Raw genomic sequence first — 15,768 nt, forward strand, 5'->3', positions numbered from 1 at the left:
CGATCGCGCGGCCGGCCCCGACGCGAGGAGCGGTGGGCGTCAGACGACGGTGAGGGCCTCCCGGCTCTGCTGCCGGGCGAAGAGCCGGACCAGGGGCGGGAACCGATAGCGCGGTCGGCGACCTGCGGCGCTTCCCATGTCCAGCAGCGCGACGTCGACCAACTGCTCGAGGAAGTCCTCCGCGTCGTCGGCGCCGATGCCGAGGACCGCCGCCGCGTCGGCGGCGGTCAACTGCGCGGGACCGGCCGCGGCCAGCGTGATGAAGGCGCCTGCGAGGGGCGGGGGCAGCTCGCCCAGCAGACGGCGCAGTCCCGCCCCGACATCGAGGCTGCCGAGCCGCAGTTCGCCCAGGCGGCGTTCCTGGGACTCCAGACGGTCGGCGAGCCGGGTGGCGGAGCCTTGCGGGCGGGAAGCGAGCCGGGCCGCCGCGATGCGTAGTGCGAGCGGAAGACGGTCGCAGAACTCGGCGATGCGCACGATGGCATCGGCGTCCTCCCCGATGTGGCCGGAGCCCGCGACCGCGGCGAGCAGCCGCACGGCCTCACCCGGATCCAGCGGGCCCAGACGCACGAGGCGGGTGCCTTCGAGTGAGGCCAGCGTGGAGCGGACACCCGTGACGATGGTGCGGCTCGCCCCGCTGCCCGGGAGGAGCGGACGGACCTGGGCGTCGTCGGTCGCGTTGTCGAGGAGGACCAGCACTCGCCGCCCGTTCAGCAGTGTCCGGTAGAGCTGTACGCGTTCGTCGAGGGCCGCGGGCAGCCGGTCGCAGGGGGTACCGAGGGCACGCAGGAACCAGCCGAGGACCTCCTCGGGCTCACGCGCGCCGGCCTCGGTGCGCAGGTCGGCGTAGAGCTGGCCCTGCGGAAAGCCGTCGCGGCAACGCTCGGCGATGTGCAGGGCCAGCGCCGACTTGCCGGTCCCTGGGGCGCCGGTGACCACGACGTTCTGGTGAGCGCTCAGCGCACGGAGCAGCTCAGCCACCTCTGTGGAACGGCCGACGAAGTCGTACGGGGCGGCGGGGAGCAGCGCCGGAGCGAGGCCCGGCCGGCCGCTGTCCGCGTCCGATGGCGCCCAGACCGCCCTGGTATCCGGCCCGGGTGCCGGGACAAGAGTGCCCTCGAGGATTTCCTGGTGGAGCGTGCGCAGCGCCGGGCCGGGGTCGATGCCCAGTTCCTCGGCGAGAACGCGGCGTCCCTCCTCGTAGACGGCGAGCGCGTCGCTCTGACGACCGCAGCCGTACAGCGAGGTCATCAGCAGGCCCCGCAGCCGCTCCCGGCCCGGGTGCAGGGCCACCTCACGGGTCAGGCCCGAGACCGCTTCGGCGTGCCGGCCCAGGGCCAGCGTGGCTTCGGCGTGCTGCTCCAGGGCCAGGAGGCGGGCCTCCTCCAGCCGATGGCCCTCGGTCGCCGCGAGCTGCTCGGTGACCCCTGTGAGGGCCGGGCCGTTCCAGAGCGCGAGGGCCGACGCCAGCCGGCGCTCGGCCCGGGCGTACCTTCCCGCCCGAAGGTCCGCGTCGCCCGCCCGGGTCAGTTCCCGGAAGGTCTCCCAGTCCAGGGTGGCGGCGCCGATGTCCAGCCGGTAACCGGGACCGCTGCGCTCCAAACGGATCCCCGGACCGACGCGGGTGCGCAGCCTCGAAGTGTAGGTGTAGAGCTGGCTCGTGCTGGTGGCCGGAGGGTCCCAGCCCCATACCAGCGTGGTGAGCCGCTCGTCCGTCATGATCTGACCGCGCGCCAGCAGCAGGGCGGCCAGCACGGTGCGCTGCTTGGTCCCGTCGAGTACGACCGCACGGCCTTCCAACTCGGCCGAGACCGAGCCCAGGATTTTGAAGTCCATGGTGCCCTCCTCACTGAGCTGGTCTTCTGCGCTGCTTGGACGGGGTGGTCGGGTGTCTGCGACGAAGGTGGCAGTTAGCTGCCACCCGCGCGGCCGGCGGCCATCCAGGAGAGCGGAGGGAAGACCTGGGGACGGCCCCAGCCGGCTTGGCGCGGTGCCACGGCCGGGCTGTCCCCGGCTTCGGAGCCCGCGGCGACCGCGAGGGCGGTGAGCAACGCGGTGACGGCGGCGAGTTCCTCCGCGGACGGGGAGCCGCTGATGACCTGCAACAGGGCGGGGCCGAGTGGCCCGTCGAACGCCGACGTGGTCATGCCGTCTCCTCTACAACGGGGGGTTGCCGTGCTTGCGGGAAGGCAGCGAGGCGTGCTTGGCACGGAGCATGGACAGGGCGCGGACCAGCGCGGAGCGGGTGTCCGCGGGGTCGATCACATCGTCGACGAGGCCGCGTTCCGCCGCGTAGTACGGGTGCATCAGCTCGGACCTGTACTCCTTGACCAGCTGCTCGCGGGTGGCCTCCGGGTCCTCGGCCGCCTGGATCTGCCGCCGGAAGACCACGTTGGCCGCGCCCTCGGCGCCCATCACGGCGATCTCGTTGGTCGGCCAGGCCAGCGACAGATCCGTGCCGATGGAACGGGAGTCCATCACGATGTACGCGCCGCCGTACGCCTTGCGCAGTATCACCTGCACCCTGGGGACCGTCGCGTTGCAGTACGCGTACAGGAGTTTGGCGCCGTGCCGGATGATCCCGCCGTGCTCCTGCTCGACCCCGGGGAGAAAGCCGGGCACGTCGACCAGGGTGACCAGCGGGATGTTGAAGGCGTCGCACATCTGGACGAAGCGTGCGGCCTTCTCCGAGGAGTGAATGTCGAGCACTCCCGCGAAGGACAGCGGCTGGTTGGCGACGACGCCGACCACCTGTCCGTCGAGCCGGGCGAGGACCGTGATGACACTGGTGGCCCAGCGTTCGTGGACCTCCATGTACTCGCCGTCGTCGACGAGTTCGGCGATCACCTCATGCATGTCGTACGGGCGGCTGCCGTCCGGCGGCACCAGTTCCAGCAGCCGCTCACACCGCCGGTCGGCCGGATCCCGCGGCCGGGTGGCGGGTGGCATCTCACGGTTGTTGGCCGGCAGCAAGGAGAGCAGGTAGCGGACCTCGGCGAGGCAGGTCTCCTCGTCGTCGTAGGCGAAGTGCGCGACACCGGAGGTCTCCGCGTGCACGTCGGCCCCGCCGAGCCCGTTGTGGGTGATCTCCTCCCCGGTGACCGCCCGCACCACGTCGGGGCCGGTGATGAACATCTGGGAGGTGTCCCGCACCATGAACACGAAGTCGGTCAGCGCCGGGCTGTAGGCCGCGCCGCCCGCGCACGGACCCAGCATCACGCTGATCTGCGGGATCACGCCGGACGCCCTGGTGTTGCGCTGGAAGATGCCGCCGTACCCGGCGAGAGCCGAGACGCCCTCCTGGATACGGGCGCCGGCGCCGTCGTTGAGGGAGACCAGTGGGGCGCCGGCGGCGATCGCGAGGTCCATCACCTTGTGGATCTTCGTGGCGTGGGCCTCGCCCAGTGCGCCGCCGAAGATGCGGAAGTCATGGGCGAAGGCGAAGACCGTTCGGCCCTCGACCGTGCCCCAGCCGGTCACCACACCGTCGGTGTGCGGCCTGTTGGCCTCCAGGCCGAACCCGCCGGCGCGGTGTCTGCGCAGTTGTTCGATCTCGGTGAAGGAGCCTTCGTCGAAGAGAAGCGCGAGGCGTTCGCGTGCGGTCAGTTTCCCCTTGTCGTGCTGGGCCTGGGTGGCCCGGGGGACTCCTTGGAGCACCTCGTCGCGGATCAGCGCCAGCTCGCTCACCCGGTCGTGCATCGTCATGGACAACTCCTCATCCGGTCCGGCTGGTACGGGCGATCGCGCTCTTTTTGCCGGAACGGCGGCAGCCCAGGAAGCCTGGCAGCATGCTCCGTCCCCTCCCAGTGACGTGACATGAAGGTGCCAACGTCTTCCTGCTCGACTCTCCCGCAAAGAAAAGGCCATTACGCTCGCAGATCGAAGAATCTGCATATAGAGAAATGGAATTGAAGATGCGATACATGCGACGCGCTTCCGTCACACTCGCCGCCGTCGGTCTCGCCTTCGCCCTCGGCGGCACGGCGAGTGGCGCCTCGGGGACGGGCCAGGACGCCGCGCAGTCGTGTGGCGCCCTCAAGCTTTCCGGCTCGCTTCCGGTGCCCCCGGCCGGAATGTCGGTACAGCAGACGGTCACTGTCGGTGAGGACTGCGAGCCGGAACTCGGCCCCGTGCGCTACGCGCGAGCCTCCACCGCGGCCAAGGCCCCGGCGCGAGGGATCACGGCGGCCGCCACGACGGGCCGTCAGATCCGCAGCTGGAACGAGATGTTCGACTGCTGCAACATCCGCATGACCGGCCTGTACTCGAAGGCCGACTGGAGCACCGCGGACGGCCGGATCAGCAAAGCCACCACCAGCGCGACCCAGGAGTGGAACCGCGAGCCGTGGAACGCCGGCTGGTCGCTGAAGTCCGCGGACCAGAAGCAGGACTGCGCCGCCGACTGTGCCGTCGTCAACCAGGAGGCGCACGCGAGCTTCACGTACAAGGGCATCTTCGACCTCACCGGCGACTGGTACGCGAACACTCACCACTCGTATGTGAAGCTCACCGGCGACGCGGCCCCCACCTGTACCTTCGACGTCGAACTCAAGCACACCTTCGTCGGCTGGAACTGGCAGCGCGGCTGCGAGTGAGCCCACGGACGCGTTGACTAACGGGCCCGAGAGCGCGAAACCCTGCCGGCTCTGACCAGTTCGTCCCCGAGTTCACCGGCCGCGTCGATCACCGCGCCGAGCAGCAGCCGGCTAGGTACGGCGGGCATCCGAGGTGGTGGTCCGGTGAGAGAGAGCGCGGCCACCACCCGTTCCCCCATGGCACGAACCGGCACCGCGAGCGAGACGGCGTCGGGCACCAGCGCGTCCGGGCCGTGCGCCCAGCCACGTCGTCGTACGAGGGAGAGCTGGGCGGCGGTGAAACGGGCGTTGCGGAGCTGCTCGTACAGTTCCTCGGGCTCCGCCCAGGCCAGCAGGGTCTGAGCGGAGGGGCCCGCCGTGACCGAGCGCGCTGTGCCGACCGGCAGATCGTCCCCGGCCTCGGTCTCCGCGGCGGAGGTTCCGACACAGATCTGCACGGCACCGCGGCGCCGGAAGAGCCGAGCGTCGAGACCGGTCAGTGCCCGCAGGTCCGCGAGGACGGTCGACGCGGCATCGACCAGCCGGTCCTGCTGCACCTCGGCGGCCATGTACCCCAGCCTCGCGCCGAGGACGAACCGGCCCCGGTAGTCCCGGTCGAGCAGGCCGAGGCTGTGCAGCCCCTGTGCGATCCGGTGCACGGTCGGGCGCGCGTACCCGCTGCCGACCACCAGCTCGGTGAGGGACGCCGGGCCCTTCTCCACCAGGTCGAGAATGGCCGAGGCCTTGTCGAGCACCCCGATCCCGCTGAGCCTCGCCGGCTGCCGTGTCGCGACGTTCATCGTTGACCCACCGCAAGGGTGAGGAGAGTGGCGGGAGCGTCCACCGAGATGACCTCGACGTCGCTGTCGATGCGCCGGATCATCCCGGCCAGGGCCCGTCCGGGCCCGAGTTCGACGAGCCGACGGCAGCCGAGCGACCCGGTGAGAGTCCGTACGCTCTGCTCCCACAGCACCGGGGAGGTGAGCTGCCGGACGCAGTGCGCCGGCCAGTCGCCGTCGCCTGTGTACGGCGTCGCGTCGACGTTGGACACGACCGGCTGTCGCGTGGGGGCGAAGGACATCTTCCGCAGTGCGTCGCGCAGTGCTTCGGCAGCGGGGGCCATGTAGGGGCTGTGGAAGGCTCCGCCGACCCGCAGGCGGATCAGCTTGCCCCCGATCGACGGGGCTCGCTCAGCGAGTTCCCCGATCGTCTCGGGCGACCCGGAGACCACGGTCTGGCCAGGGGCGTTGACATTGGCGACCCATACCTCGCCACCGCCCTCACGCATCTCGCGCACCAGTTCCTCGACTGCCGCCAGGGGCGCCGCAACCACCGCGCCCATCGTGCCCTCGCGGGCCAGCGCCGCCTCCCGCATGGCGCGACCGCGGGCGGCTACCAGAGCGGCTCCCTGACCGACGGTGAGGGCCCCGGCCGCGACGAGTGCCGTGTACTCGCCGAGGCTGTGTCCCGCACAGGCGACGACGGGCCCGGTGAACGCGTCGCCGCGCACCGCTTCGGCATGGGCGATCAACGAAAGCGTGAACACCGCGAGTTGGGCCAAGTCGGTGCGCCGGAGGTGCTCACCGGGAGTGTGCAGGAGTAGTTCCGAGAGGTCTTCCCCCGTGACGGCGGAGACCTCCGCGGTGAGCTCCCAGGAGGGGGCGTCCCGCCAGGGCTCGCCCATTCCCTGCTTCTGCGTCCCTTGCCCCGGGAACACCAGACCGACCGGTACCTGATTCATGAACCCGCCTTCCGCGCAACGCTCATCGGGTGGCAGGGGGAGCCGGTCACCTGAATCGGTGACCGGCTCCGCCTGCGCCGACGGCATAGCGGGGGTACCAGCCGCCGGGGAAGGGAGCCGTCGTCCGGACGGTCCCCCTTCCTGGCGCCTCATACAACTGCGGGCGGCGGGCGGGCGGCAACGGACCTTTCAGGAAAATGCCAGTGAACCGCCGTACTCCGTGCCCGGGCCCGCCGCCGGTGGCAGCAATCCCAACTCGGCGGCCCGAACTCCCGCCTGGAAACGCGAGTTCGCCCCCAGTACGGTCATGATCTCCGCCACATGGCGCCGGTAGGTGCGGACGGAGATCGTCAGTTCACGGGCGGCCACCTCGTCCGTGACACCGGTCTGGAGCGCCCCGAGTATCTGCCGGGCGAGCGTCGCCCGGTAGCGGTCCCCGAAGACCATGCGCTCGCCCGCGGGCACGGCACGGACCCACATGTTCTCGAAGAGGGTCTGCAGCGTGTTGAGCAGCTCCGGGACCCGGATCAGCGACGCCCGGCGGCCGACCGCGGATTCGGCCACGACCAGCGCGGCGCTGCCGTCCACGATCAGCGCCTGTAACGGGGGGACCCGGGCGATCCGGATGGCCACCGGGTGTTCCCGGCCCAGTTGTTCGCGGACGTAGTCCTCGTCGAGCAGGGCGTGACTGGACAGCAGTCGCACACTCACACCGTCTTGTGCGTCATAGATCAGTTCCCGTTCGCTGCGATCGGACCGTTCCTCGGAAGCGAGTCGGCGTGCGTGCACGATGTCGATGCTCTGCGTGGCACTCGCGATGAGCTGCTGCGCCTGGTCGAGAACGGCTTCGTAGCCGCTGTCGAGGCCGGTGATCAGGCTTTCCTGGAGACTGCGGTCTCGATGAAGGGCGACTGTTGACTCGATCAGCGCCCGTACCTGGAGCAGGGCGTCCTCCAACTCGTCGCCACCCCGGCTGGACATGTCGTTTTCACCACCTTGACTTCTCACCTTGCGTCTCTGTCGGGTGCATCGCGGGTGCTACTCCGACAGCAGCCCGAACTCCATGGCGCGTACTCCGGCCTGGAAACGGGAGTTCGCGTTGAGTTCACGCATGATCTCGGCGACGTAGCGCCGGTAGGTCCGCAAGGACACGTTGAGCTCGCGCGCCGCCGTCTCGTCGGTGTTGCCCGCACGGAGTCGGTCCAGGATGTTCATGGCCAGTTCGGTGCGGAGCCGGGGGCTCAGCTGGAGGTGATCGACGAGCTTGCGGCCGCGGGACCAGGCACCGGCGAAAAGAAGTTCCAGGGCCCGCACGGAGGCGGTGTCGTTCACGAGGGCGGCCTGGCCGCTTCGCGTCCCTCCCGCGGGCACCAGTGCCGTCACGCCGTCGACCACGAGCGTCTCGCGCAGTTCGCTCTCCGACACCCGTATCTCGAGGCGGCTGTCGGCCAGTTGGGCCAGCCACGACAGTGAGGATCCCCTCGTCGCCGTGGTGCACAGGACACGCACGGCTGCCCGCTCGGGCATCCTGGCCAGCGACCGCACCACGGCGTCGGCGAATTCGCCTGTTTCGGCCAGCGCGACGCACACCGTGTGCTGCGTCCGGGCGATGAGTGATTCGAGTGCGTCGCTCATGGGGACGACGCCCGTGCGGGTCACCGGTGTCGGTGATCCCGAGCGCTGTCTGTGCAGCAGCACCGTGGATTCGATCAAGGCACTGGCCTGCAAGAGTGCCCGTTCCAGCCCGACGGACGGATCGACTGTTGTCGACTCCTCCGCCTGACTCCGGGCCTGTTTTTCAGCTACGGCGTCCGACATGAAGCTCCCCCTTGGTTCACCGGACACCCACTCCGTGCGGTTCCCGCCGGCCGTGGGCGTCCAGGTGCGCCACTAAAAATCTGGCTACTACAACTGTTGAGCAGTGAATAAAATGTCACGGCCGCGTGGATCCAGCCAGTCCCAATGATCGGTGTCAGTCTACTGGTTGGTCACTCGTTAACTCGATAGATCAGAAGCACGAAACAGTGACCCTGTGTGCTGGCGGGAAAGGCCCTGTGGGCCGTGTCAGCAAACTGCACTGAAACCCGCGGAAGCGGCGCTTCGCATTCCTTTTCCGGTATGTTACTGCAGCGTAATATGCACTGAGTGTCATGCTTCTGTCCGCTAGCGGCCAACCGTCTCGCAATGCCGACAGATTCTGCCTAAGTTCCCGCCCTGACCGCACTCTGTGCACACATCCCCGACCACTCCTGCACCGTCCGGTCATCAGGTCCGCACGGGAACCTGGCCCAATAACCAGAAATGTCGAATTTGGGCAGCAATTGCTCCCGGGTTGGTGCGCGCAATTGTCTTCCTCAGTTCTTCGGGGATTTCCCGGCGTTAATTCCGCGCGCACTTCTTCGTCGTGGCACGTCCAGTTCTTACATCCTCGACGCGCTGGGCCGCCTGCCCAATGCGCACCTGGTACTGGAGACACACATGAGAACCACACCTCAGAAGAACATCGCAGACTTTCTCCTGCACAGCGCGCGGCAGAACCCCGCCTCGGGCATCCGGTACTGCCTGGGACCCGCGGGCGATGATTTCCAGGACCAGAGCTACCCGGAACTTCTCGACGACGCACTCCGGGTGCTCGGCGGGCTGAGAGCCCGGGGCCTGCGGCCTCGGGACAAGGTCGTCCTGATCCTGGAGCGGCCGCGGCAGTTCCTCACCGCCTTCTGGGCCGCGGTGCTCGGCGGCTTCGTCCCCTGCCCCGTGGTGCCGATGCGGGGTGACCCTGAGCGGTGGGCCAACCAGTTGGCCCACGTCGACACCCTGCTCGACCGGCCGCTGGTCATCACCAGCGAGTCGTTGGGCGCCGAACTGCCGCCGGTGAGCGGACTCACGGTCGGGCTGCTCGAGCGGCTGTTCGCCGAGGAACCGGCCGAGCCTCACGCGGCGGCGCCCGAGGACACCGCGCTGCTCGTGCTGACCTCGGGCTCGACCGGGGATGCCAAGGCGGTCGTGCTCAGCCATGCCAACCTGCTGGCCGCCATGGCGGGGAAGAACGGGTACCACCGGCTCACCGCCGTGGACACCACCCTGAACTGGGTCTCCTTCGACCACGTGGCCGCCCTCCTCGAATGCCACCTCCTGCCGCTGTTCTCCGGCAGCCGTCAGCTGCACGTGGAGCCCGCTGTCGTCCTCGGGGACCCGCTTCAGTTCCTGCGGCTCAGCTCCCGGCACGGCGTGACCATGACCTTTACCCCCAACTTCCTCCTCGGTCGGCTCAATGAGGCGGCCGAGCGGTCCGGCCCCGGTGGCGAACGGCTCGACCTGTCCCGGCTGCGGCACATCATCAGTGGTGGCGAAGCCGTGGTCCGAGCCACCGGGGAGGCCTTCCTCGCCCACTTCGCACCGTATGGACTGGCCGCCGACGCGCTGTGGCCCGCCTTCGGCATGACCGAGACCTGTGCCGGCAGTGTCTACTCCCACAAGGCCTTTCCCGAGGTTGACCGCGGCAGCGAATTCGCCTCCCTCGGCACCCCGGTGCAGGGACTGCGCATGCGGATCGCCGACCTCGACGGCCATGCGCTGCCGGCGGGAGAGGTGGGCGAACTCCAGCTCGCCGGCCCCATGGTCACCCGGGGGTACTACAACAACCCCGGAGCCACCGCGGACGCGTTCACCGCCGACGGCTGGTTCCGCAGCGGGGACCTGGGCCGGATCGACGCCGGGCGGCTCTCGTTGGTCGGTCGCAGCAAGGACAGCATCATCGTCAACGGCGTCAACTACTTCAGCCACGAGATCGAGACCTCCCTCGAACAACTGCCCGGTGTGACCGGTTCCTACGTGGCAGCCTTCCCGACCCGCGAGGCGGGCGTCGACACCGAGCAACTGGCGATCGCCTTCCATCCGGATGTCCCGGAGGGCGACGGCGCGGCGCTGCACCGGGTGCTCGCGGCGGTGCGCGACAGCGTCGTCATGCACTGGGGGTTCAGGCCCGCTCACCTCCTTCCGCTGCCGAAGGAGGCCTTCCCCAAGACCAGCCTCGGCAAGATCCAGCGCACACTGATGCGCAAACGCCTGGAGGCGGGCGCGTACGACGTGTCCCGGCGTGCGGTCGCCGGACTCACCGCGCGGATGCTGGGCCCCCACGTCGCGCCCGAGGGCGCCACCGAGCAGGCCCTGTGCGAGATCTACGCGGAGATCCTCGACGCCGCCCCCGGCTCGGTCAGCGCGGGCGCCAACTTCTTCGACCTGGGCGGCACCTCGCTCGACATCCTGCGGCTGCGCAGCCTGGTGTCCCAGCGCCTCGGTGCCGCCGACCTCAAGGTCATCACCCTGCTCAGGGCCCCCACGGTCCGGACGCTGGCCGCACGGCTCACCGAACTTACGTCGCCCGGCACGGTCCCGGTCCCGTACGACCCGATCGTGCCGATGCAGACCAGCGGCACCAAGACGCCCCTGTTCTGCGTCCACCCCGGGGTCGGTGAGGTCCTGGTCTTCGTCAACCTGGCCAAGTACTTCGCGGGGGACCGGCCGTTCCATGCCCTGCGCGCCCGCGGTTTCAACGAGGGCGAGAAACCCTTCGCCACCTTCGAGCAGATGGTCGACTGCTATGTGGATGCCGTACGCGCACGGCAACCGCACGGCCCATACGCGCTCGCCGGCTACTCCTACGGCGGGGCGGTGGCCTTCGAGATGGCCAAGGTGCTGCGCGCCGAGGGCGAGCGCGTCGACTTCGTCGGCAGTTTCAACCTGCCGCCGCACATCAAGTACCGCATGGATGAACTCGACTTCGCCGAGACCGCCGTCAACCTGGCCTTCTTCCTCGCCCTGATAGACCGGGAGCAGGCCCTGGAACTGCCCGCCCTGCTCCGCGGTCTGCCCGAGCCGGAACAGGTCGAACGCCTCTTGCGCCTCGCCCCGCGTGACCGGCTCGCCGAACTGGACCTCGACGCCGAGAAGTTCGAGGTCTGGGCCGAACTCGCCAACAGCCTCACCGACCTGGGCCGCTCCTACCAACCGAGCGGGACAGTGCCGTCCATGAGCGTCTTCTGCGCGATACCCCTGCGCGGCACCAAAGAGGAGTGGCTCGACAACGAGCTGCGCCGCTGGGACGAGTTCACCACCGGCCCCAACCGCTACATCGAGGTCCCCGGCGAGCACTACACGCTGATGGGTCCGCGGCACGTGGCGTCGTTCCAGGCGATCCTGCGCCGGGAGCTCGACCGGGCCCTCGCCGACGCCGACCGCATCGCCATGGCACGGGCACAGGGCACGCCCGCGGGGCCCGCCACCGACATCATCACCGACTCGTCGCAGGGACGGAGCGAGCATGCTGGAAGGTAAGAAGATCCTGGTCACCGGTGGTACCGGGCAGGTCGCCCGACCAGTGGCGGAAGCACTCGCCGAACACAACGAGGTCTGGTGCCTGGGCAGGTTCGGCACGCCGGGCATCGAACAGGAACTCAACGACAGATCCATCATCACGCGGCACTGGGACATGGAGGACCACTCGCCGGACACCCTCAAGGGCCTGCCGGGGGACTTCACCCACGTCATCCACTCCGCGGTGCGCAGAGGCGAGGACGCGGACTTCAACGCGAGCGCCGAGGTGAACGCCGTGGCGGCCGGCCGTCTGATGTCGCACTGCCGCAGCGCCGACGCGTTTCTGTACGTGTCCACCGGCGCTCTGTACGCCCGCCAGACCCTCGACCACGCGTACACCGAGGACGACCCGGTCGACGGAGTCGCCGACTGGCTGCCCGCCTACCCGGTCGGAAAGATCGCGACTGAGGGCGCGGTACGCGCCTTCAGCCAGGTCCTCGGCCTCCCCACGACGATCGCGCGGCTCAACATCGCCTATGGGCCCGGAGGTTACGGCGGCGTGCCGATGCTCTATTTCAAGCGGATGCTCGCCGGGGAGCCGATCCCCGTGCCGATGAGCGGACAGAACTGGTTCTCACCGCTGCACACGGATGACCTCGTGGCCCAGGTCCCTCACCTGTGGCAGGCCGCGTCGGCCCCGGCGACGCTGGTCAACTGGGGTGGCGACGAACCGGTCGGCGTCACCGACTGCATCCGTCACCTGTCCGAACTCAGTGGTGTGGAGGCCACCTTGGTGCCCAGCGAGGTCACCCGGGAAACGTACCGGTTCGACCCGGCGCGACGCCGTGCACTGACCGGCCCCTGTGCGGTCCCCTGGCAGGAGGGCATCCGCCGCACCCTGGAGGCCCACTTCCCCCAGTACGTCCGCCCGCTCGTCCGCCACTGAGGAGACCTTCATGCCTGCGTCCGACTCACCCAACGTCGAACTGATCCGAGCCGCCTACAGCGCCTTCCACCGCCGTGACCCGGAGGGCCTCCTGGACGTCCTGGCCCCGGACGTGCGGTGGGTCCACCCCGAGGGCATGTCCGACCTGGGGCTCGGCGGGACCCGGCACGGCCACGACGGCGTCCGGGGTTTCCTCGCCCACGTGCCCACGGTTCTGAACGGCATGCGCATCGAACCGGAGGAGTTCGTGGAGGACGGAGACCGCGTCGTGGTCTTCGGCGTGCGCCATGTGACGTCGACGCGCGGTCACACCGAGCGGTTGAAGTTCGTGCACTCCTGGACGCTGAGCGAGGGGAAGGCCACCGTCATGGAGGACATCTTCGACACCGTCCTCTTCCAGCGCCTCATCAAGAGCTGACCGGCGGACAGAGCGCTCCGAGCACCGTGAGGGGCCCCGCGTCGGACCGGCGCGGGGCCCCTCACGGTGCCCCGGGTGTCCGCGGTCGCGACACGCCTGACAACCCATGGGGCGTAAAGGGGAGTTGACCGATTAAATGACACAACCGCACGCCCTCGTTCCATCGAAGAGAGGCCGCCCGATGCCCACTCTGCTCCACCTCGACTGCAGCGCCCGCCCGGAGTCCGTCTCCCGGCAGATTTCGGCGGAGTTCGCTGCGGCCTGGCGTGCGGCCCACCCCGACGGTACGTACATCTACCGCGACCTGACGGCCCCGCCCACCCCGCATGTCGACGCGGCCCAGATCGAGGTCGTCACCCGGATCGAGACGGCCGGCACAGTGGACCTGGACGAGGCACGTCAGGCGGCACGAACGGCCGCGGAGCGCAGGAGCTGGCAGCTCAGCTGGGAACTCATAGACGAAGTCCTGAGCTGTGATGTGCTGTTGATCGGGCTCCCGATGTACAACTTCTCCGTCCCCTCCACCTTCAAGGCGTGGTTCGACCGGATCGCCATTCCGCCGCTGCTGGTGGAGGCGGAGTCCGGCAAGGGGCCGCTGTCCGGCCGGCGGACGGTGGTGGCGACGGCGTGCGGCGGGGTGTACGGGCCGGGTTCGCCGCGCCACGGGGACGACTTCATGGAGCCCTACCTGCGGGTCGCGTTGCGGATGGTGGGGCTCGCCGACGATCTGCTGTTCCTGCACGCCGAGATGACGAAGTCCGGCTACGTCCCATGGCTGACGTCGTACCGGAGGAACGCCATCGCCTCGCTCAAGCAAGCCGTGGAGCGCGCCCGCGAAGTGGCGCGCCGCTGACCGGCGGTGCTCGGTCCCGCGTTCCGCGCGGCCGGTGCTACGCCGTCCGGGTGGCCACGAAGTCACACAGGGCGTCGAGAGCCTTTCGCGGCGGGCCGGGCGGAAGCGAGGCCAGCGCCGCGCGTGCCCCGGCGAGCCGGCCGTCCATGAGAGCACGGGCCCGGCTCATGGCCTCGGAGCGCTGGAGCAGAGCGAGCGCCCTCACATGCCGGTCTCCTCGTACCCCCGCGGGATCCGACAGCAGGGCACGCAGCTCGTCGTCCTCGGGCTCCACGCCTTCGAGCACCAGCAGGACCGGCAGGCCGGCCACTCCCACCGCGAGGTCCTTTCCCTGTTCCTTGCCGAGGTCGGCGGAGGGCGAGACGATGTCGAGCACGTCGTCGGAAATCTGGAAGGCCACCCCCAGCTGTTCGCCGTACTCCGCCAGCGCGTCGCTCACCTGGGCGGGTGCGCCCGCCTGGACCGCGCCGAGCCGCAGGGAGAGCGAGATCAACGACGCCGACTTGTCGGATATCACGCCGAAGTAGTGGGACAGGCGGTCCTCGGGCAGAGCCGGGCCGACGAGTTCCCGCAGCTGGCCCTGGACGAGACGCTGTGAGGCCTCGGCCTGGAGCGGTACCGACTCGGTGGAGAGTCCCGCCGACAGTTGGGCGGCCTTGGCGAGCAGCCAGTTGCCGGACCTGACGGCGACCCTGTTGCCCCAGCGCGCGTTGACGCTGGTCACCCCGTGCCGGATGAGGGCCTCGTCCATGACGTCGTCGTGGTGGAGGGAGGCCGTGTGGATGAGTTCGGAGAACACGGCGGCCTCGAGGACGCCCGCGGCCTGTGGGTCGCCGAACTCGGCCCCCAGGAGGGTGAGCAGGGGGCGCATGCGTTTCCCGCCGGCCGCGATCAGGTGGCCGACGACTGCGGCCAGGCGCGGATCGTCCGCTTCGCGCGCGCACTCCAGGAGCCGGATCTCCACCTGTTCGAGTCTCCGGAGCATACGACGCTCCAAAGCCTTCTCCCGCACGGTGAGCCGGGTGACGATCGACCGGCCCCGCCCTTCCGCAGCCAGCGCTGACATGGCCTTCCCCCCGTCTCACGGCCTACGGCCGTCCCTCTTGCCCATCGGAGCGTAAAAGCGCTGCGCCGCCACACGACAGGAGCCGCGAGAAGGCTGTCCGCAACCGGCCACCGGTCACGGAGACCGGTAGGCACACCCGGGAGTTCGGGCAGCGACTGGCAGCAACCTGCAGGACACCGCGGTTGTCATCAGGCACCGGAACCACTTACGGCCTGCGAGTGCGGTTCCCTTCCGGCGCGGGCCGGGGGAGGCGCGCGCGGCGCCCGCCGACGACCCCGCGGCGCACGGCGTACGCGTAGGTGAGGGCGGCAAGCATCGGCCCCCAAGCCACCAGCGGTAAATAGGAGGCGGCGTACACGGCCGCCCGCCAGTCAAGGGTTCCGACGTCGTGCAGGAGCGTCGCGCGCCAGCCGTCCTCGGCGAGGGACCGGATGACGACGGACGGCCAGAGGTACGAGAGCGCCAGTGCGCCGAGTGCCGCCGGGACGATCGCCGCCATCGGCCGCACGGGTCTGCCCCGCAGGAACGGCACCCAGCGCGGCCACACCTCACCCCACGTGGCCACCAGGCCGACCGCGAGGAAGCCGAGTGTCTCGGCGACGAGCGACAGCGCCACGACGTAGAACTCGGCGGGCAGCCAGCCGGGCAGGTCCCCGTCCCCGGAGTCCACGTTCTTGGTGAGCGGTAGCCCGAGCGTCACCTCCGCGATCCGCCAGATGCCCGAGGGCAGGACAGTGAACGGCGTCAGTACGGCCACCCTCCGGGCCCAGGCGGGCACCCCCCGCGCGGTCGTCCCGTGCATTCTGCGGAAGAGGCCGCGCGGTGAGCGCCCGCCGACGGCGCCCGGACGGGGCGCC

At 69.7% G+C, this 15,768-nt stretch carries 14 protein-coding genes; 5 read left to right on the top strand and 9 right to left on the bottom strand.

Going from position 1 to position 15,768, the window contains the following annotated elements:
• Positions 1 to 39: 39 nt before the first annotated feature.
• The 3 genes from DMA15_RS31380 to DMA15_RS31390 form a co-directional block, all read right to left on the bottom strand.
• A complete protein-coding gene (locus tag DMA15_RS31380; protein ID WP_125516069.1) occupies positions 40 to 1,836 on the bottom strand; it encodes an AfsR/SARP family transcriptional regulator in 1,797 nt (598 codons plus the stop codon).
• Positions 1,837 to 1,910: 74 nt separating this feature from the next.
• Entirely contained in the window at positions 1,911 to 2,147 is a 237-nt protein-coding gene (locus DMA15_RS31385) for an acyl-CoA carboxylase epsilon subunit (protein WP_125516070.1), read from the bottom strand.
• Positions 2,148 to 2,157: 10 nt separating this feature from the next.
• Positions 2,158 to 3,705: an acyl-CoA carboxylase subunit beta gene (locus DMA15_RS31390; protein WP_125516071.1), complete on the bottom strand. Its 1,548-nt coding sequence runs from the start codon at positions 3,703 to 3,705 to the stop codon at positions 2,158 to 2,160.
• 218 nt (positions 3,706 to 3,923) lie between these two features.
• On the opposite strand from DMA15_RS31390, the gene DMA15_RS31395 reads away from it, so the two are divergent.
• A complete protein-coding gene (locus tag DMA15_RS31395) occupies positions 3,924 to 4,595 on the top strand; it encodes a hypothetical protein (RefSeq protein ID WP_125516072.1) in 672 nt (223 codons plus the stop codon).
• Positions 4,596 to 4,612: 17 nt separating this feature from the next.
• Here DMA15_RS31395 and DMA15_RS31400 read toward each other — a convergent pair whose 3' ends face one another.
• From DMA15_RS31400 to DMA15_RS31415, 4 genes are all read right to left on the bottom strand, one after another.
• The gene (locus DMA15_RS31400; protein ID WP_125516073.1) at positions 4,613 to 5,374 is read right to left on the bottom strand and encodes a helix-turn-helix domain-containing protein; all 762 of its coding nucleotides are present in this window, start codon (positions 5,372 to 5,374) and stop codon (positions 4,613 to 4,615) included.
• Positions 5,371 to 6,315, bottom strand: a complete 945-nt coding sequence (locus DMA15_RS31405) for an ACP S-malonyltransferase (RefSeq protein ID WP_125516074.1) — start codon at positions 6,313 to 6,315, stop codon at positions 5,371 to 5,373. The genes DMA15_RS31400 and DMA15_RS31405 overlap by 4 nt, the downstream gene beginning before the upstream one ends.
• 189 nt (positions 6,316 to 6,504) lie before the next feature.
• Entirely contained in the window at positions 6,505 to 7,296 is a 792-nt protein-coding gene (locus tag DMA15_RS31410; RefSeq protein ID WP_125516075.1) for a TrmB family transcriptional regulator sugar-binding domain-containing protein, read from the bottom strand.
• A 57-nt stretch (positions 7,297 to 7,353) separates the two neighbouring features.
• Entirely contained in the window at positions 7,354 to 7,950 is a 597-nt protein-coding gene (locus tag DMA15_RS31415) for a LuxR C-terminal-related transcriptional regulator (RefSeq protein ID WP_240660046.1), read from the bottom strand.
• Positions 7,951 to 8,793: 843 nt separating this feature from the next.
• Between DMA15_RS31415 and DMA15_RS31420 the strand changes: the two genes are divergently transcribed.
• The 4 genes from DMA15_RS31420 (at position 8,794) to DMA15_RS31435 (ending at position 13,845) form a co-directional block, all read left to right on the top strand.
• On the top strand, positions 8,794 to 11,649 hold the full coding sequence (locus DMA15_RS31420) for a non-ribosomal peptide synthetase (protein ID WP_125516077.1): 2,856 nt from the start codon (positions 8,794 to 8,796) through the stop codon (positions 11,647 to 11,649).
• Complete coding sequence (locus DMA15_RS31425) at positions 11,636 to 12,574, top strand: NAD(P)-dependent oxidoreductase (RefSeq protein WP_125516078.1); 939 nt, start codon at positions 11,636 to 11,638, stop codon at positions 12,572 to 12,574. Before DMA15_RS31420 ends, DMA15_RS31425 begins: the two co-directional genes overlap by 14 nt.
• A gap of 10 nt (positions 12,575 to 12,584) precedes the next feature.
• Positions 12,585 to 12,992: a nuclear transport factor 2 family protein gene (locus DMA15_RS31430; protein WP_125516079.1), complete on the top strand. Its 408-nt coding sequence runs from the start codon at positions 12,585 to 12,587 to the stop codon at positions 12,990 to 12,992.
• A gap of 181 nt (positions 12,993 to 13,173) precedes the next feature.
• Positions 13,174 to 13,845 carry an NAD(P)H-dependent oxidoreductase gene (locus DMA15_RS31435; protein ID WP_125516080.1) on the top strand — a complete coding sequence of 224 codons (672 nt, stop codon included), beginning with the start codon at positions 13,174 to 13,176 and terminating at the stop codon, positions 13,843 to 13,845.
• Positions 13,846 to 13,882: 37 nt separating this feature from the next.
• Here the strand turns inward: DMA15_RS31435 and DMA15_RS31440 are convergent, their stop codons facing one another.
• Both DMA15_RS31440 and DMA15_RS31445 read right to left on the bottom strand, forming a co-directional pair.
• The gene (locus tag DMA15_RS31440; protein ID WP_125516081.1) at positions 13,883 to 14,911 is read right to left on the bottom strand and encodes a polyprenyl synthetase family protein; all 1,029 of its coding nucleotides are present in this window, start codon (positions 14,909 to 14,911) and stop codon (positions 13,883 to 13,885) included.
• A 205-nt stretch (positions 14,912 to 15,116) separates the two neighbouring features.
• Complete coding sequence (locus DMA15_RS31445; RefSeq protein WP_206302879.1) at positions 15,117 to 15,713, bottom strand: hypothetical protein; 597 nt, start codon at positions 15,711 to 15,713, stop codon at positions 15,117 to 15,119.
• Positions 15,714 to 15,768: the final 55 nt, after the last annotated feature.

The organism is Streptomyces sp. WAC 01529 (genome assembly GCF_003945545.1).
GTDB classification, from domain to species: Bacteria; Actinomycetota; Actinomycetes; order Streptomycetales; family Streptomycetaceae; genus Streptomyces; species Streptomyces anatolicus.